At 65.8% G+C, this 18,041-nt stretch carries 18 protein-coding genes; 11 read left to right on the top strand and 7 right to left on the bottom strand.

Annotated elements, in window-relative coordinates; translation table 11 throughout:
- Positions 1–175: 175 nt before the first annotated feature.
- Complete coding sequence (locus BSIN_RS01920; protein WP_089339332.1) at positions 176–586, top strand: response regulator; 411 nt, start codon at positions 176–178, stop codon at positions 584–586.
- Positions 587–647: 61 nt separating this feature from the next.
- The gene (gene fnr / locus BSIN_RS01915; protein WP_231936092.1) at positions 648–1,367 is read left to right on the top strand and encodes a fumarate/nitrate reduction transcriptional regulator Fnr; all 720 of its coding nucleotides are present in this window, start codon (positions 648–650) and stop codon (positions 1,365–1,367) included.
- Between the two features lie 305 nt (positions 1,368–1,672).
- Here fnr and BSIN_RS01910 read toward each other — a convergent pair whose 3' ends face one another.
- The 6 genes from BSIN_RS01910 to BSIN_RS01885 all read right to left on the bottom strand — a co-directional run bounded on the left by BSIN_RS01910 (position 1,673) and on the right by BSIN_RS01885 (position 3,979).
- Positions 1,673–1,864: a DUF3562 domain-containing protein gene (locus BSIN_RS01910; RefSeq protein WP_059519671.1), complete on the bottom strand. Its 192-nt coding sequence runs from the start codon at positions 1,862–1,864 to the stop codon at positions 1,673–1,675.
- 34 nt (positions 1,865–1,898) lie between these two features.
- Positions 1,899–2,207 carry a hypothetical protein gene (locus BSIN_RS01905; RefSeq protein ID WP_089339331.1) on the bottom strand — a complete coding sequence of 103 codons (309 nt, stop codon included), beginning with the start codon at positions 2,205–2,207 and terminating at the stop codon, positions 1,899–1,901.
- A 405-nt stretch (positions 2,208–2,612) separates the two neighbouring features.
- Positions 2,613–2,855 carry a hypothetical protein gene (locus BSIN_RS01895; RefSeq protein WP_059519663.1) on the bottom strand — a complete coding sequence of 81 codons (243 nt, stop codon included), beginning with the start codon at positions 2,853–2,855 and terminating at the stop codon, positions 2,613–2,615.
- On the bottom strand, positions 2,852–3,187 hold the full coding sequence (locus BSIN_RS25015) for a hypothetical protein (protein ID WP_143757265.1): 336 nt from the start codon (positions 3,185–3,187) through the stop codon (positions 2,852–2,854). The genes BSIN_RS01895 and BSIN_RS25015 overlap by 4 nt, the downstream gene beginning before the upstream one ends.
- Before the next feature lie 110 nt (positions 3,188–3,297).
- Positions 3,298–3,486: a DUF2964 family protein gene (locus BSIN_RS01890; protein ID WP_059519664.1), complete on the bottom strand. Its 189-nt coding sequence runs from the start codon at positions 3,484–3,486 to the stop codon at positions 3,298–3,300.
- 16 nt (positions 3,487–3,502) lie between these two features.
- Positions 3,503–3,979 (bottom strand): universal stress protein, encoded by a 477-nt coding sequence (locus BSIN_RS01885; protein ID WP_089339329.1) that lies wholly within the window; start codon positions 3,977–3,979, stop codon positions 3,503–3,505.
- Between the two features lie 569 nt (positions 3,980–4,548).
- Here BSIN_RS01885 and BSIN_RS01880 point away from each other — a divergent pair.
- Positions 4,549–5,139, top strand: a complete 591-nt coding sequence (locus BSIN_RS01880) for an IMPACT family protein (RefSeq protein WP_089339328.1) — start codon at positions 4,549–4,551, stop codon at positions 5,137–5,139.
- A gap of 373 nt (positions 5,140–5,512) precedes the next feature.
- Positions 5,513–6,583, top strand: coding sequence for a DMT family transporter (locus tag BSIN_RS01875; protein ID WP_089339356.1), 1,071 nt, complete (start codon positions 5,513–5,515; stop codon positions 6,581–6,583).
- A gap of 101 nt (positions 6,584–6,684) precedes the next feature.
- Here BSIN_RS01875 and ilvA read toward each other — a convergent pair whose 3' ends face one another.
- Positions 6,685–8,250, bottom strand: coding sequence for a threonine ammonia-lyase, biosynthetic (ilvA, locus tag BSIN_RS01870; protein ID WP_256583529.1), 1,566 nt, complete (start codon positions 8,248–8,250; stop codon positions 6,685–6,687).
- A gap of 607 nt (positions 8,251–8,857) precedes the next feature.
- Between ilvA and BSIN_RS01860 the strand changes: the two genes are divergently transcribed.
- From BSIN_RS01860 to ubiB, 7 genes are all read left to right on the top strand, one after another.
- Complete coding sequence (locus BSIN_RS01860) at positions 8,858–12,880, top strand: DUF3683 domain-containing protein (protein ID WP_089339326.1); 4,023 nt, start codon at positions 8,858–8,860, stop codon at positions 12,878–12,880.
- Between the two features lie 34 nt (positions 12,881–12,914).
- Entirely contained in the window at positions 12,915–13,364 is a 450-nt protein-coding gene (locus tag BSIN_RS01855; RefSeq protein WP_089339325.1) for an HIT family protein, read from the top strand.
- The gene (locus BSIN_RS01850; protein WP_089339324.1) at positions 13,354–13,767 is read left to right on the top strand and encodes a gamma-butyrobetaine hydroxylase family protein; all 414 of its coding nucleotides are present in this window, start codon (positions 13,354–13,356) and stop codon (positions 13,765–13,767) included. Before BSIN_RS01855 ends, BSIN_RS01850 begins: the two co-directional genes overlap by 11 nt.
- Before the next feature lie 52 nt (positions 13,768–13,819).
- On the top strand, positions 13,820–14,551 hold the full coding sequence (gene ubiE / locus BSIN_RS01845; RefSeq protein ID WP_089339323.1) for a bifunctional demethylmenaquinone methyltransferase/2-methoxy-6-polyprenyl-1,4-benzoquinol methylase UbiE: 732 nt from the start codon (positions 13,820–13,822) through the stop codon (positions 14,549–14,551).
- 45 nt (positions 14,552–14,596) lie between these two features.
- Complete coding sequence (locus BSIN_RS01840) at positions 14,597–15,649, top strand: Tim44 domain-containing protein (protein WP_089339322.1); 1,053 nt, start codon at positions 14,597–14,599, stop codon at positions 15,647–15,649.
- 107 nt (positions 15,650–15,756) lie between these two features.
- Positions 15,757–16,404, top strand: a complete 648-nt coding sequence (locus tag BSIN_RS01835; RefSeq protein ID WP_173678602.1) for a ubiquinone biosynthesis accessory factor UbiJ — start codon at positions 15,757–15,759, stop codon at positions 16,402–16,404.
- A 12-nt stretch (positions 16,405–16,416) separates the two neighbouring features.
- A complete protein-coding gene (ubiB, locus tag BSIN_RS01830; RefSeq protein ID WP_059519553.1) occupies positions 16,417–17,994 on the top strand; it encodes a ubiquinone biosynthesis regulatory protein kinase UbiB in 1,578 nt (525 codons plus the stop codon).
- Positions 17,995–18,041: the final 47 nt, after the last annotated feature.

Here is an 18,041-nt window from a genome sequence, read left to right as displayed (position 1 = left end):
CGTCGAAGCAAGCTGGCGGCATCCCAACCCTCGGCCCATTGCGGGGCCTGACGATGGCAACGCGACGCAACGCCGCATCGTTGTAGGAATCCCCCTACAACACTTCCGCCGAGCCTACTCAAACTTCAAGCGGCGCCGATTTTCCCCGCGCGCTGGGCAGACGATACTGACGCCCATGAATGTCAGACCCACGCCGGCACCCGTAAGCGTATATCTCGTCGACGACGCCAAGCCGGTGCGCTGCCGGATCGCCGCGCGGCTCGGCGCATTGGCCGGCATTGCCGTGGTCGGAGAAGCGGAGGATTTGGCTGCGGCGCTGGCGGGGTTGTCCGCGTGCCAGCCGGACATCGCGATCATCGACCTTCGTCTTGCCGACGGCAATGGCCTCGAACTCATCGCGACGCTGTCGCGCCGGGTTCCGAGAGTCGTGACGGTGGTGCTGACGAATTTGTCGGGGCCGGCATTCCGCGCGGCATCCCGCGCGGCCGGCGCGGATTTTTTCTTCGACAAGACCGTCGAGTTTGACGCCGCATGCAGAACGATCGAAGCGATCGCGCACCAACGCCGATCGGATATGAGCCAATAAACCGGAGCAGATCATGCTGAACCACGCCCTAACCGCTATCCCGATCCATCCCATTTCGCCGATGCCGGCATCGATGCGCGCGAATCAGCCCAAGCGCAGCACGGTGCGCTGTTCATCGTGCGCGCTGCGCGCAGTCTGCATGCCGCCGAATCTGACGCCCGCCGATTTCGCCCAGCTCGACGCGCTGATTTGCACGACCCGGCAAGTCAAGCGCGGCGATACGCTGTACCGGTCCGGTGACCCGTTTCAAAGCATCTACGCGGTGCGCACCGGTTCGTTCAAAACCGTACTCACGCATCGCGACGGCCGCGAACACGTGACCGGCTTCCAGATCGCGGGCGAATCTCTCGGGCTCGACGGACTGCACACGGGACGCCACAACACCGACGCGCGCGCGCTGGAGGACAGCACGGTCTGCATCATTCCGTTCGCGCAGCTCGAGCAGGTATGCCGCGACGTAAAGCCGATGCAGCACCACGTCTACCAACTGATGAGCGGCGAAATCGTTCGCGAATCGAGCCTGATGGCGCTGCTCGGTACGATGACGGCCGAGCAGCGGATCGCCGCGTTCTTGCTGAATCTGTCGGCACGCTTCGAGGCGCGCGGCTATTCGCCGGCCGAGTTCAATTTGCGGATGACGCGCGAGGAAATCGGCTGCTATCTGGGCATGAAGCTCGAAACCGTCAGCCGGATGCTGTCGAAGTTTCAGCGCGACGGCCTCGTCGCCACGCGCGGCAAACGGATTCGCATCGTCGATCTCGACGGGCTGCAACGCATCTGAGCGCGGCAGGCATCGGCGCAGGCCGCGCCGTGCGATGCGCGACGCAACGGTAGCGCGGCCACGCGGCCGACGTCCCGCTGCCGGCCCCGCCCTTGCGTTTTCGCCAACGGCTGGCGGCAGCGACCGCGAATGCGCACCGGCATCTGGGGCGCTTGGCTGTTCGCTGCCGGCACGAAGAACGCCGCATCGCCGTGGTGCGCAGTCGCTATGAAGCCACACGCTTCACCCATACGCCATCGCGTAGGTAATCCACGCTTTGCGTGCGCACATCGCCCGGTGGCATCGCCGTGCGCAGCGCGCGCGGCTCAACGCTTGCGCACGGCGGCCAGCCGCTCGCGCACGCGCCGTATCGCGAACACGCGCACGTAATCGTGAATCAACGCCCCCTCTTCGAGCCGCGCGACTTCATCGTCCAACCAGCGCTGTAGCGCCCCATCTGGAATCGACGTGTCTGCGGCCGCCTCACGCAGCAACTCGATCAACCCTTCGTCACGCATCACGCTCTCCTTCCGCCTGTACCGACGCTCTGCGTCAAGATTCATCGAGCCGCGCGCGCAAGAGCAGCGCTTCCGCCACATCGAACGCATGCCGGATCGCGACGAGCGCATTGGCGTGCGTGCAGCGCATGTTCGGCATCGACTCACGACCGCGGGCGAGCAAATCGAGCCGCGCGTCATACAGTGTGCAGCCATCGGATTCGTGCAGCGCCTCGACCACAAGCAGACAGTTCGCGATCTTGCCGTCGAAGCGGCCGAGCCGCATGAGCTGCACGCTGGCTTCGGCCTCGATCCGCGCGGATCCGGCGAAACCGAAATAGGCGATTTGCATGCCGACGCCCATCAAACTCTCCTCCCATCGCACCTCGAGCCCATCCGGCTTACCGCCTCGACACGCCAAACCCCATGCAAAGCCGTCCTGATTTCAACCCCGGTTCATATGATCCGGATGGCTGCCGTTCGCGCGTTGACGTGCATCAAGCGGCATCGCAGGCCGCAGCGCGAGCGTGCTATTCGAATGATTCCGGTCGTCGATCGGGCGCTTCGACGCCGGTATCCGGGCGACCGTGTGCCGGCGCTTCGCCGTCTGCCATGTCGAATAAAAATGAACAGTAACGGGATGCGTTGCTCGCCGTGCATGGCGGGGCATTTTTCGCGCATATCGGGCGTGTCGGCACGAGGCAACGCCGGGGAACCGTCGGATTCGTGCCGGCCATCGCTCCGTGCGGCTGACCAGCCGGCCGTCACGTCAATTTACGTTGAACGCATGCGACGTTTTCATCTCGATCCACGTCATGCCCGCGCGCAATCCTTCAAGCACCGCGTCGCGCTCGGTCGCGAACGTGCGGCCAAGTTCGAAGGCGCGCTCGAACGCCTGCCCAGCCGACTGGTGCGCCACCTGAATGCGGCAGCGATAGCCGCCTTCCGGTGCAGCGGACGTGTCGACGTCGACCGACCATTGCGTCGTATGAATCGTGCCTGTCAGCGTCATGTCCGCCTCCTTGCATCTGAGCGAGATCGACTTTCCGGCTTGCCGGGCACGGGAATGTTCCGATCACGCAACGCGCAGGCGTCGACGTGATCTCCAAGCGTTTCAGCCGTGCGCGCAACGTTCGCGCGCGAGTCGCCGGCGTTTGCCCGACGCGCGAACAGCGCATAGGCAGATCGTGGGCGCAGTACGCGGCGAAATGTGCGGAAAATTGAATCCGCATCGCGCCCTTCCGATATCCGCCGCCCGGCACGCCCGCCGATGGTCAAATGGGCGACGCCAAATGCATGCGAAGCTTGCGATGCACGCGCCTCGAGTTTGACCGTATTCGGCATCCCGGCAACAATCCGATGCCCCAGCGCTCGCGTCGCCTGGCTCGCCTCGACATGCACGCTCGAATCGGCACCGGCACACGTCGTCCGCTCACGCCCCGGTCTGCACAACGTTACGTGCGCTTCTCGCCCGGATTGAGCATCACGACGAAGCCCGCGATCCCGGCAATCAATCCGATCGCGCCATAGCGCAACGCCGCGCCGTTATCGAACAGCATGCTGGTCACCACCGCCATCATGCCTGCGAGCGACAGAAAAACGCAGATCGTGGCGGCGACGATCCGATATTGTTTGCGCGCCATGTCCGGCTCCGCGTGATCAGGCCGCCGCACGCGCGCTGCGCGGCGGCTCGTCGGCCCGCACCAACAGCACCGGGCAGCTCGACGTGCGCACGAAGCGTTCCGCGACGCTGCCCAGCAGCAGACGACGCACGCCGCGACGCCCGTGTGTGCCGATCACGGCCAGATCGAAATGGTGCTGCTCGACATAGCGCTCCAACCGGCTCGCGATATCGTCGCCAATGCTATCGGTCTCGATCAACTCGGTATCGCCCGCCACGCCCGCTTGCGCCAACGCGCTTTGCGCGTTCGTCAACACCTCGGCACCGCCGATGCGCGCGTCTTCGAGCAGTTCGCGCGGATCGCCGAGACCCGCATACGTGAACAGCACCGACGTATCGATCACATAGACGGCGCGCACACGGGCGCCGCTCAGCTTCGCCAGCTTCAGCGCCTCGGCGAGCGCATGCATCGACGGCACGCTGCCGTCGGTCGCAACCATGATGTTCTGGTACATGGATGACTCCGCTAGATAACCCGCCATGCGCACCGTCGCGCGTAGCTTCGTTATCATGATCGGCGGCCTGCGACGCCCGTGCGTTGACTTCGATCAACCCTCGGCGGCAACGTGCGCCGAAATGGCGTCGCTGCTCGCCATCGCAGCCGGCGCCGGGCACGGTGCGGGCGGCCCCGGTCCGGCGCCACGTTCGTTTCGGCCGGCCGACGCCGATTGGAATCGACATCGGCGCGAAACCGCTCAAGCCCACTACCGGATAGTCCGCTCTCCCGCGATGTGCGGCATACCGAATGAATCGCGGCTGCTTTTTCGACCGCCGCAGCACCTGCCAGCTCGTGCAATGCACGGCGCCCGGCGACGGCCTTCCCCCGCGCGCCACTGCACCGCGCACCGCCGCAATGCGCAACGCCGTAAAATTCTCTTTTTCGTGACCGATCCGTCACCGGCCCGGCCGCCGGCCGCCGCAACGCGGGCCGACCGTTGCCTGAGACCGTTCGAGCGGCACGGCTTCACTCACCCGGGGAACGGCCTACGTCATTGAATACATCGAACGTTATGCAACATCCGACATGACCTGCACACTCGCCGACATCACCACGCGCGAAATCGAGATCCGCAAGAGCCGCTTCATCGCCTATGCAATTCCGGTCGATGGTCGTGACGCCGCGATGGTCGAATTACAGCGCCTGCGCACCGAACATCCGGGCGCAACGCACGTCTGCTGGGCGCTCCTCGCGGGCGGGCAGTCCGGCATGTCGGACGACGGCGAGCCGTCCGGCACGGCCGGGCGCCCGATTCTCGAGGTGCTGCGCCATCATGACCTCGACGGTGTGCTCGGCGCCGTCGTGCGCTATTTCGGCGGCGTGAAGCTCGGCGCGGGCGGCCTCGTGCGCGCGTATACCGATGCAATCGCCGCCGCGCTCGCCGACGCCGAGCGCGTCGACCGGATCGCGTATGCGCGGCTCGCGATCGAGATGGGTTATCCCGACGAGGCGCGCGTGCGTCGCTGGATCGAGCAGGAAAAGCACGAACTGGTCGACAGCGTGTACGGGATGACGGTCAAACTCGTGATCCGGCTGCCCGCCGCCGCGCTCGACGCGGCACGCGATGCACTGTTCGATTTGACGCAAGGGCGCGCCGGCTTTCCCGCGATCGATTGAGCGCGTGCGGACGCTCCGCCTCGTGTTCGCGTTTGCCATCGTGAATGGCATCGCCCTGGTTGACGCTCGAGGCTGCCGACGCGGCGGCGGCACGCCGCCACGCGCCGAATTCGGCAAACCGTTCATTGCATTGGACTGCCTGCCGCCCGTTGCGCCGGGTGCCGCCAACCTCATCGCGCCGCCTTGCGCCGCGCGCCTACTGCCGCGCTGCGTTTCGTGGCATCCCGCGCCGCCGCGGCGGCTCCACCTTGCCATGTTGTCCCGCCGCGACGCGTTTTGCCCGCCCGGCACCGAACGAATGACCGGCGCGCCGGGTTTGCGATATCGTTGCGTCACATTCCCTGCTCCCATTTCACGCGCACGCGCCACGCCCATGTTCGTCCGAACGCATGCGGTCTTTACCGCGCTTCTCGCCGCCGTGCTGTTCGGCTCCACCACCCCGGTCGCGAAGCTGCTGCTCGGCGCCCTGCCGCCGTTCATGGTCGCCGGGCTGTTCTACCTCGGCAGCGGAGCCGGCCTGGCGGTCTTCATCCTGGTGCGGCGCCTGTCGCGCGGCGAGCCCGCCGATGCGCACCATAGCGTGGCCGCACGCCTGCCGCCGGCGGAACTGCCTTGGCTCGCCGGCGCGGTCGTGGCGGGCGGCGTGGCGGGCCCCGCGCTGTTGATGCTCGGCCTCGCTGCGACGCCCGCCGCCACGAGCGCGCTGCTGCTCAATCTCGAAGGCGTATTTACCGCCGTGATCGCGTGGCTGGTGTTTCGCGAGAACGTCGATGGGCAGATCTTCGCCGGCATGGCTGCGATCGTCGCGGGCGGCGTACTGCTGTCCTGGCATCCGGGCGCGGCGCACCTGCCGGCAGGTGCGCTGCTCGTCGCGGCGGCGTGTGCATGCTGGGCGATCGACAACAACCTGACGCGCAAGGTGTCGGCCCACGACGCCGCGACGATCGCGTGCATCAAAGGCCTGGTCGCGGGCACGGTCAATCTCGTGATCGCGTTTGCGCTCGGCTCGCGGCTGCCAGCCGTGCCGGCGGTCGCCGCCGCGATGCTGACCGGCTTCGCCGGCTACGGCGTGAGCCTCGTGCTGTTCGTCCTTGCGCTGCGCGACCTTGGCACCGCGCGCACCGGCGCGTATTTTTCGGTGGCGCCGCTATTCGGCGTGGGGTTGTCGCTCGCGATTTGGCCTGAATGGCCTGCGCTGTCGTTTTGGGCGGCAGCGGCGTTGATGGCCGTCGGCATCTGGCTGCATCTGCGCGAGCGACATGAGCATCCGCATACGCACGAGGCGCTCGAGCACAGCCACCGGCATCGCCACGACGCACATCACCAGCACACGCACGATTTTGACTGGGATGGCGACGAACCGCATACGCATACGCATCGGCATACGCCGCTCACGCATACGCACGCGCATTTTCCGGATATTCATCACCGCCATTCGCACTGATCGGGGCCGTTTATTTTGGCGCTGGCGATAGCGGTTCGAATCGGCCGGTATCGACAGGTTCGATTCATTTGCGGCCGTCGATCGCGGCTACCGCATTGATGTCAGCCCAGGAACAGGTGGTACGCCGGATTACTGCTCTCTTCCCAGAACGGATAGCCGAGCGCGACCAGGAAGCGCTCGAACGCCGCATGGTCGGCCGGCGGCACTTGCAGGCCGACCAGGATCGAGCTGTAATCCGCGCCCTGATTTCGGTAATGAAACAGGCTGATATTCCACTCCGGCGCCATCGCCGACAGGAACTTCATCAGCGCGCCCGGGCGCTCCGGAAACTCGAAGCGAAACAGCCGCTCGTCGCGCGCGAGCGGCGAGCGCCCGCCGACCATGTAGCGCACGTGCTGCTTGGATAATTCATCGCCCGTCAGGTCGACCGTGGCAAAGCCGTGCGCGGCGAAGTTCGCCGCGATCGCGTCCGATTCGCCGCGCTGCCGGATCTGCACGCCGACGAAAATATGCGCGGTCTGCGCATCCGCAATCCGGTAGTTGAACTCCGTGACGTTGCGCTCGCCGATGAGCGCGCAAAAGCGCCGGAAGCTGCCGCGCTCCTCGGGCAGCGTCACCGCGAACACCGCCTCGCGCGCCTCGCCCACTTCCGCGCGCTCGGCAACGAAGCGCATCCGGTCGAAGTTCATGTTCGCCCCCGAGGTGATCGCCACCAGCGTCTTGCCGGCCAGCCCCTCGCGCTGCGCATACGCCTTCGCGCCCGCCACCGCCAGCGAGCCGGCCGGCTCGAGCACGCTGCGCGTGTCCTGGAACACGTCCTTGATCGCCGCGCACAGCGCGTCGGTATCGACCGTCACGACCCCGTCCAGATGCGCCGCGCACAGGCGGAACGTCTCGTCGCCGACCAGCTTGACCGCCGTGCCGTCCGAGAACAGCCCGACCTCGCTCAGCTCGACGCGCCGCCCCGCCGCAAGCGATTGCGCCATCGCGCACGAATCGTCCGTTTGCACGCCGATCACCCGGATCTCGGGCCGCACCGCCTTCACGTAGGCGGCAACGCCCGCCGCCAGCCCGCCGCCGCCGATCGGCACGAAAATCGCATGGATCGGCCCCTGGTGCTGGCGCAGAATCTCCATCGCGACCGTGCCCTGGCCCGCGATCACGTGCGGATCGTCGAACGGATGAACGAACGTCAGGCCGCGCTCGGCCTGAAGCCGCAGCGCGTGCGCATACGCGTCGCTGTACGACTCGCCCGCCTGGATCACCTCCACGCCCGGCCCGCCGTGCGCGCGCACCGCGTCGACCTTCACCTGCGGCGTGGTGACCGGCACGACGATGATCGCGCGCACGTTCATCCGCGCGGCCGAGAACGCGACGCCTTGCGCGTGGTTGCCCGCCGACGCGGTGATCACGCCGCGCGCGAGCGCCTCGGCGTCAATATGCGCCATCTTGTTGTACGCGCCGCGCAGCTTGAACGAAAACACCGGCTGGTTGTCCTCGCGCTTGAGCCACACGTCGTTGCCCAGCCGCACCGACAGGTTGCGCGCGCGTTCAAGCTCCGTTTCGCGGGCGACGTCGTACACGCGAGCGGTCAGGATTTTCTTCAGGTAATCGTGCGAGGCCATGTAAGAAGGGGCAAAAAGCGTCGATGCGGCGCAAAAGGCAATGAGGTAATAAGGCGATGAAAGAATAATGATAGCGCCAACTCGCGTCGCTTCGATCTCAGCCGCATGGCCGGCCGCGCGCTGGGCAGCGCCAATCGGCACAATTGGCACAATTGGCACAATTGGCACAATTGGCCACGTGGTTCGTCGACCGTCCGGACGGTCATTCGATGCGCGCTTGACGATTAACGCGTTGGTCTAACCTGGGTTAGAATTCCGACTTAAATCAAGGATCGGAAGATGCAAAGGCAGCCTCGGATCGCCATTTTGAAGCCATCGCCGCGCGCAGCTTGCCCTGCGGCGGAGCGGCACGCGCGCCGTGCGCGATCGTGACGCTGATTTCGAGCGCCGCCAGGCCGTGTCGATCCGGAGTTAGCGCTTTTAGCGCTTACTCCGGTCCCAAGTCAGGTTGTCGTCCAGAGTGGATGCTGCAGCGCTTTGCCCCGGAATGACGTTTTCGCGTCCGACCCGGTGCCGCGCAGCGGACTCGGGCCTCATGCAACACTGCCGCGCGCCTGGTAATAGAAGATTTCCCCAAAATCGCGCACCACGCGCCTGCCGGTTTCGCGCTCGATTGAAGCGCGTGAGCGGCTTTTGAATCGTCCGAACAATGAACGCACCGCAAGTTTTCGATCCGCACGGCGCGGCAGCCGCCGTCGTCGCCGACCCCGCTCCGCGCTTGCGCGAAATCCCGTACAACTACACGTCGTTTTCCGATCGCGAGATCGTGATTCGCCTGCTCGGCGAAGAGGCTTGGGCGGTACTCGACGAGCTGCGCGCCGAGCGCCGCACCGGCCGTTCGGCGCGGATGCTGTACGAAGTGCTGGGCGACATCTGGGTCGTGCGCCGCAATCCATATCTGCAGGACGACCTGCTCGACAACCCGAAACGCCGCGCGCTGTTGATCGAGGCGTTGAACCATCGGTTGACCGAGATCGAGAAGCGCCGCCATGCCGATTTGTCCGAACACGGCGACGAGGCGGGCCGCGAGCGCGCCGCGCGCGTCGGCATGCTCGCCGCGGCCGCGCATCGCGCGGTCGACGATTTCGCGCAGGAATTCGACCGGATGGCCGAGTTGCGCCGCCGCGCGACGAAGGTGCTCGGCCGCTGCACGCAAAAGGACAACATCCGCTTCGACGGCCTCGCCCGCGTGTCGCACGTGACCGACGCAACCGACTGGCGCGTCGAATACCCGTTCGTGATCCTGACGCCCGATACCGAGGCCGAGATCGCCTGCCTGGTGAAGGCGTGTTTCGAGCTTGGCCTGACCGTGATTCCGCGCGGCGGCGGCACCGGCTATACGGGCGGCGCGGTGCCGCTCACGCCGTTTTCCGCCGTCATCAACACCGAGAAGCTCGAGCAACTGGGCGCCGTCGAGCTGACCGAGCTGCCGGGCGTCGCGCACAAGGTGCCGACGATCTTTTCCGGCGCGGGCGTCGTCACGCGCCGCGTGACTGAAGCGGCCGAGGCGGCCGGCTACGTGTTCGCGGTCGATCCGACCTCGCTCGATGCGTCGTGCATCGGCGGCAACATCGCGATGAACGCGGGCGGCAAGAAGGCGGTGCTGTGGGGTACCGCGCTCGACAATCTCGCGTGGTGGCGAATGGTCGATCCGGACGGCAACTGGCTCGAAGTCACGCGTATCGACCACAACCTCGGCAAGATTCACGACATCGCGATCGCTCGCTTCGAACTGAAGTGGTTCGACGGCGCGCGCGCGCCGGGCGAAAAGCTGCTTCGCACCGAGACGCTCGACATCGAAGGCCGGCGTTTTCGCAAGGCCGGGCTCGGCAAGGACGTCACCGACAAATTCCTCGCCGGCCTGCCGGGCGTGCAGAAAGAAGGTTGCGACGGCCTCATCACGTCCGCGCGCTGGGTGCTGCACAAGATGCCCGCGCACACGCGCACCGTGTGCCTCGAATTCTTCGGCCAGGCGCGCGAGGCGATTCCGAGCATCGTCGAAATCAAAGATTATTTGTTCGAGACGTCCAAGCGGGGCGGCGCGATTCTCGCGGGCCTCGAGCATCTCGACGAGCGCTATCTGCGCGCGGTCGGCTATGCGACGAAGAGCAAGCGCCAGGCGTTCCCGAAGATGGTGCTGATCGGCGACATCGTCGGCGACGACGCGGATGCGGTCGCGATCGCGACGTCCGACGTGATCCGGATGGCCAACGGCAAGAGCGGCGAGGGCTTCGTCGCGGTGAGCGCCGAGGCGAGAAAGCGTTTCTGGCTCGACCGCAGCCGCACCGCCGCGATCGCGAAGCACACCAACGCGTTCAAGATCAACGAGGACGTCGTGATCCCGCTCGACCGGATGGGCGAGTACACGGACGGCATCGAGCGGATCAACATCGAGCTGTCGATCAAGAACAAGCTGCAGCTCGTCGATGCGCTCGAGGCATTCTTCAGCGCGGGCAACCTGCCGCTCGGCAAGAGCGACGACGCGAACGAGATTCCGAGCGCCGAGCTGCTGGAAGATCGCGTGCAGCAGGCGCTCGACCTGCTCGGCCGCGTGCGTGCGCGCTGGACGTACCTGCGCGATTCGCTCGACAAACCGCTTGCCGATGCGCAGCACGATCTCGTCGCGCTCGGCTACGCGGCGCTCGCGGAGAAGCTCGCCGATCGCGTCGACGCGCAAGCCGGCGCGCGCGTCTTCGACGTCGCGCAGGACCGCACGTTGCGCGTGTCGTGGAAGCAGGAGATTCGCGCGGAACTGCGCCAGATCTTCAACGGCGGCGCGTTCAAGCCGATCCTCGACGAGGCGCAGGCAATCCACAAGCAGGTACTGCGCGGCCGCGTGTTCGTCGCGCTGCATATGCACGCGGGCGACGGCAACGTCCACACCAACCTGCCGGTGAACTCCGACAACTACGAGATGCTGCAGGACGCGCACGCGGCGGTCGCGCGGATCATGGCGCTCGCGCGCTCGCTCGACGGCGTGATCTCCGGCGAGCACGGCATCGGCATCACGAAGCTCGAGTTCCTGACCGATGCCGAAATCGGTGAATTCCGTGCGTACAAGCAGCGTGTCGATCCGCAAGGGCGCTTCAACAAGGGCAAGCTGCTCGACGGCGCGGACCTGCGCAACGCGTACACGCCGAGCTTCGGGCTGATGGGCTACGAATCGCTGATCATGCAGCAGTCCGACATCGGCGCGATCGCCGATTCGGTGAAGAACTGCCTGCGCTGCGGCAAATGCAAGCCGGTGTGCGCGACGCACGTGCCGCGCGCGAACCTGCTGTACAGCCCGCGCAACAAGATCCTCGCCACGTCGCTGCTCGTCGAGGCGTTCCTGTACGAGGAACAGACACGCCGCGGCGTGTCGATCAAGCACTGGGACGAGTTCAACGACGTCGCCGATCACTGCACCGTCTGCCACAAATGCGCGACGCCGTGCCCGGTGAAGATCGATTTCGGCGACGTGACGATGAACATGCGCAACCTGTTGCGCAAGATGGGCAAGAAGAAGTTCAACGCGGGCAGCGCGGCCGGGATGTTCTTCCTGAACGCGACCAATCCGCAGACGATCAACGCGGCGCGCGCGGTGATGATGGGGGTCGGCTACAAGGCGCAGCGCCTCGCGAACGACATGCTGAAGAAAGTCGTGCAGAAGCAGACCGCGCACCCGCCCGCGACGACCGGCAAGCCGCCCGTGGTCGAGCAGGTGATTCACTTCGTCAACAAGAAGATGCCGGGCAACCTGCCGAAGAAGACGGCGCGCGCGCTGCTCGACATCGAGGACAACAAGATCGTGCCGATCATCCGCAATCCGAAGACGACGACCGTCGATTCGGAGGCGGTGTTCTACTTCCCCGGCTGCGGCTCCGAGCGGCTGTTCTCGCAGGTCGGGCTCGCGACGCAGGCGATGCTGTGGGAAGCCGGCGTGCAGACGGTGCTGCCGCCCGGCTACCTGTGCTGCGGCTATCCGCAGCGCGGCTCGGGCCAGTACGACCGCGCCGAGCAGATCGTCACCGACAACCGCGTGCTGTTCCATCGCGTCGCGAACACGCTGAACTACCTCGACATCAAGACGGTGGTGGTGTCGTGCGGCACCTGCTACGACCAGCTTGCCGGCTACGAATTCGACAAGATCTTTCCCGGCTGCCGGATCATCGACATCCACGAGTTCCTGCTCGAAAAGGGGCTCAAGCTCGACGGCGTGAAGGGCACGCGCTACATGTATCACGACCCTTGCCACACGCCGATCAAGACGGTCGACCCGGTCAAGCTCGTCAACGACCTGATGGGCGCCGAGAAGGACGGCTACAAGATCGCGAAGAACGACCGCTGCTGCGGCGAATCGGGCACGCTCGCGGTCACGCGCCCGGACGTTTCGACGCAGGTGCGTTTCCGCAAGGAAGAGGAGATCCGAAAGGGCGTGGCGAAATTGCGTAACATTCCGGTGGTGTCGGGCGGCGGTGCGAGCGGCCAGACGCCGGCGGGCGATCAGGACGTCAAGATTCTGACGAGCTGCCCGGCGTGCCTGCAAGGTCTGTCGCGCTACAGCGAGGACGCGGATATCGAAGCCGATTACATCGTTGTCGAGATCGCGCGCCACATGCTCGGCGAAAACTGGATGGCCGATTACGTCGCGCGTGCGAACAGCGGCGGGATCGAGCGCGTCCTGGTGTAAGGTGACGGACGGGCCACCCGTTGAGGATTTGACGATGGATTGCATATTCTGCCGCGAAGACGGCGGCGAGCTGCTTTGGAAGGACGACGCGGTGCGCGTCGTCCTGGCGACGAACGAAACCGACTATCCGGGCTTTTGCCGGGTGATCTGGCAGGCGCACGTTGCCGAGTTTTCCGATTTGTCCGATGCCGAGCGCACGCATTTGATGCGCATCGTCTATGCGGTCGAGCGCGCGGTGCGGCGCGTGATGCAGCCGACCAAGGTGAATCTCGCGAGTCTCGGCAATCAGGTGCCGCATCTGCACTGGCATGTGATTCCGCGCTTTTCGAACGACGCGCATTTCCCGCAGCCGATCTGGGCACCGCGCCAGCGCTCGGTGTCCGACGCGATGCTGCGCCTGCGCGCCGCGCAGGCCACGCTTTTGCACAGCGCGGTGCAGGAAGAGATCGAGCTGTTTGCCGACGGAGGCGCGAATGAGCGCTGATACGGCCGCGGCGCCCGTGCCGTCGGGCATCATCGTGCATGCGGTGTCGCGCGTGCTCGAGCTTCAATATCCGGGCGGCGATACCTACCGCGTGCCGTTCGAGCTGATGCGCGTTTATTCGCCGTCCGCCGAGGTGCGCGGCCACGGCCCCGGCCAGGAAACGCTGCAAACCGGCAAGCGCGACGTGACGATCACGGCGCTCGAGCCGGTCGGCAACTACGCATTGAAGCCGACGTTCTCCGACGGCCATTCGACCGGCATTTATTCATGGGCGTGGCTGTACGAGCTGGCGACCCGGCAAGATGCGCTCTGGCGCGAATATTTCGACAAACTGAAGGCGGCGGGCGTCGAGCGCGACGCGCCGATGCCGGCGGACACCGTGCCGCACGGCCACCGCCATTGAACGACGACGGCGCCGCCACGGCGCCGTTTGCGATGAATAGAGGATCAACGCGATGAGCAAAACCCACTTCGGCTTCGAAACGGTCGACGAGAACGAGAAGGCACGGAAGGTCGCGGGGGTGTTCCACTCGGTCGCGAGCAATTACGACGTGATGAACGACCTGATGTCGGCGGGCCTGCACCGTGCGTGGAAGGCGTTCACGGTCACGCAGGCGAATGTCCGGCCGGGCTTCAAGGTGCTCGACATCGCGGCCGGCACGGGCGACCTGACCAAGGCGTTCGCGAAGGCCGCAGGGCTCACGGGCGAGGTTTGGCATACCGACATCAACGAATCGATGCTGCGTGTCGGCCGGGACCGGTTGCTCGACAAGGGCGTCGTCACGCCGTCGCTGCTATGCGATGCGGAAAAGCTGCCGTTTCCGGACAATTATTTCGACATCGTCACCGTTGCGTTCGGCCTGCGCAACATGACGCACAAGGAGGTGGCGCTGGCCGAGATGCGCCGCGTCACGAAGCCGGGCGGCCGGGTATTCGTGCTCGAATTCTCGAAAGTCTGGGCGCCGCTGAAAAAAGCTTACGATGTCTATTCTTTCAAAGTATTACCGTGGCTTGGCGACAAGATCGCAAAAGATGCCGACAGTTACAGGTATCTTGCCGAATCGATCCGGATGCATCCGGATCAGGACACGCTTAAGGCGATGATGGAACAAGCGGGCCTCGATGCCGTCAAATATTACAATTTGTCAGGTGGCGTGGTAGCTTTACACATCGGAACCAAGTACTAAGGGGTTCTGTCCATACATTTTCCTTACAGTAAGCAGGAGGCCAGCATGTCCGAAACCCGTCCGTCGTTCAACCGAAGCAGGCAGCCGAAGTCGTGGGCGCGACGCATCGGCACGTTCGTGATGGTCGGCCTCCTCGCAGCCGGCACGTTCGCGTCGCTCGATGCCGAAGCCAAGCGCATGGGCGGCGGCCGCAGCATCGGCCGTCAGTCGCAGTCGCTGCAACAGCGGCAGGCGACGCCGCCCGCGCAGCAGCAGCCGATGCAGCAGGCGGCGCCGGCTCAGCCGCCGCGTGCGCAGCCCGCGCCGGCGGCTCAGCCCAATCGGTCGCGTTGGCTTGGGCCGATCGCCGGTTTGGCGGCCGGCCTTGGCATTGCCGCGCTGCTATCGCATTTCGGGCTGGGCGGCGCGTTCGCGAGCATGATGGCGAACGTCATCGTGATCGCGTTGCTCGCGATGGTCGGCATTTGGTTGTTCCGCAAACTGGCGGGCCGGCGCGCCGCCCAGCAGCCGGCGTATGCGGGCGGTCAGCCTTCGTCGCTGAACCGCGGCGGCTATGACGCGGCCGATGCGCGTTCGGGTGCGTCGAATGGCGCGTTCGGCGGCGCATTCGGCAGTGCGTCGGCGGGCGCATCGACCAGCGCATCGACCAGCACAGGCAGCGCCTACGCAGGCGAAGCGCAGCGCGTGTTCGGCGGCGGGGTTGCCGCGGTCGCCGCGCCGTCGGTGCCGGCCGGTTTCGACACCGAGACGTTCCTGCGCAACGCGAAGGTTTACTTTGTGCGTCTGCAGGCCGCGTGGGATGAGGGCAATCTGGCCGACATCCGCGAATTCACGACGCCGGAGATGTTCGCCGAAGTGAAGATCGACCTCGACGGGCGCGGTGCCGCCGCGAACCAGACCGACGTCGTGCGGCTCGACGCCGAGTTGCTGTCGGTCGAGGACCGTGGCAGCGAGCACGTCGCGAGCGTGCGCTTCCATGGTCTGATCCGCGAAGCGGCGGGCGCGCCGGCCGAGCCGTTCAACGAAGTGTGGAACCTGTCCAAATCGGGCAGCGCCGGTTGGCTGCTGGCGGGTATTCAGCAGGTAACCGGGCACTGATCGACGTCAGCCGGCGCGTCGCGCCATGCGAGGCCGCGCCCGAACCGACGTTACAATAGAAGCCCGCGCAGGCGCCTTGCCTGCGCGGGCTTTTCTTTGCCAACCAGATGACTTTAGCCGCCAAGCCTTTTGCAGCCGCCGTCAATCATTTGCTCGCCCGCGAGACCTGGGCGCGCGAACGCCTGATTCCCTATGCCGGCAAGACCGCCCGGCTTGACGTTCCACCCGTTGTCCTCGTGCTGCTTGTGCAGCCGGACGGCTATCTCGCCGCGCTCGACGAGCCCGACGCGGGCCATGTCGATGTGTCGATCGCGCTTGCCGGCCATGCGGGCGGCGGCTCGTGGGACGCGCTCGGCGCGTTTTTGACGGGCGGCCAGGCGGCGATGATGAAGCATGTGAAGATCGACGGGGACGCTGAGTTCGCGACGCAGATCGCGAAGCTCGCCGAGCATTTGCGCTGGGAGCCGGAGGAGGATTTGGCGAGATTCGTCGGCGATGCCGCCGCGCACCGGATCGCGGCATCCGTGCGCTCGGCGGGCGGCCATGCGCGCCGGGCCGGCCGTAACGTGCTCGATTCGATCGCCGAATATTGGCTCGACGAAAACCCGCAGGTAGTGCGCAAGCGCGCGCTTGCCGATTTCGACGCCGAGCTCGCGCGTGCCCGCGATGCGCTCGCGCGCGTTGACAAGCGGATCGAACGGCTGGAGCAAAAAATCGACGCGCGCGCGGGCGGTAGCCCGCGACGCGCGCAATGAGGGCCGCAGGGCATGCGCATTTTCCGTTTCATCAAGATTCTCTATACCGTCGCGCGGTTTGGCCTCGACGAGGTGATGCTGTCCGGCATCCAGAGCCGGCGCGTGAAGCTGCTGCTGCGCATCATGACGATCGGCCGGCGTTTTTCCGATCCGCCGGCGGTACGGCTGCGCCGCGCGCTCGAAAGCCTCGGGCCGATTTTCGTGAAATTCGGCCAGGTGCTGTCGACGCGGCGCGATCTGCTGCCCGTCGATTTCGCGAACGAGCTGACGAAGCTACAGGATCAGGTGCCGCCGTTCGATTCGGCGGTGGCGATTGCGCTCATCGAGAAGGCGCTAGGCGCGCGCATCGACGAACTGTTCGACGAGTTCGAGCGCGAGCCGGTTGCGAGCGCGTCGATCGCGCAGGTGCATTTCGCGAAGCTCAAGCAGGGCGTGCATGCGGGCAGGGCGGTCGCGATCAAGGTGTTGCGGCCGAACATGCTGCCCGTCATCGATTCCGATCTCGCGCTGTTGCGCGACATCGCGACCTGGGCCGAGCGGCTGTGGGCCGACGGCCGGCGGCTGAAGCCGCGCGAGGTGGTGGCCGAGTTCGACAAGTATCTGCATGACGAACTCGACCTGATGCGCGAGGCGGCCAACGGCAGTCAGTTGCGCCGCAATTTCGCGGGGCTGGACCTGCTGCTCGTGCCGGAGATGTTCTGGGACTACTCGACCTCGAACGTGCTCGTGATGGAGCGCATGGAGGGCGTGCCGATCGGCCAGATCGATACGCTGCGCAACGCCGGTGTCGACATCAAGAAGCTCGCGCGCGAGGGCGTGGAAATTTTCTTCACGCAGGTGTTCCGCGATGGCTTCTTCCATGCGGACATGCATCCGGGCAACATCCGGGTGAGCCTCGATTCGAAGCACTTCGGCCGCTATGTCGCGTTGGATTTCGGGATCGTCGGCGCGCTGTCCGATTTCGACAAGAACTATCTCGCGCAGAATTTCCTGGCGTTTTTCAAGCGCGACTACCACCGCGTCGCGACGCTGCACCTCGAATCGGGCTGGGTGCCGGCCGATACGCGCGTCGAGGAGCTGGAGAGCGCGATTCGCGCGGTGTGCGAGCCATACTTCGACCGCGCGCTGAAGGACATTTCGCTCGGCCAGGTGCTGATGCGGCTTTTTTCGACGTCGCGTCGCTTCAACGTCGAGATCCAGCCGCAATTGGTGCTGTTGCAGAAGACGATGCTGAACGTCGAGGGGCTCGGCCGCTCGCTCGATCCGGATCTCGATCTGTGGAAGACGGCCAAGCCGTATCTCGAGCGCTGGATGACCGAGCAGATCGGGCTGCGTGGCTGGTACGAGCGCTTCAAGGTCGAGGCGCCGCAATGGAGCAAGACGCTGCCGCAGTTGCCGCGCCTCGTTCACAACGCGCTCGCCGCGCAGCACGATGCGCCGCGCGCGGCGAGCGACGAGCTGATCCGGCAGATTCTCGTCGAACAGAAGCGAACCAACCGGCTGCTGCAGGCGTTGCTCGTGTTCGGGCTCGCAGTCGGCGCGGGCGCGGTGATCGCGCGCGTGCTGATCGTGCTGGCATCGGCGACCTGACGGCGTGGCGCTGGCGCCGGGGCGCGTCAGCGTGCGTGCGGCGCTCG

The sequence above is a fragment of the Burkholderia singularis genome, assembly GCF_900176645.1.
In the GTDB taxonomy this organism is placed as follows: domain Bacteria; phylum Pseudomonadota; class Gammaproteobacteria; order Burkholderiales; family Burkholderiaceae; genus Burkholderia; species Burkholderia singularis.
The sequence above is the reverse complement of the archived record's forward strand: the minus strand, read 5'-3'. Positions and strand labels throughout refer to the sequence as shown.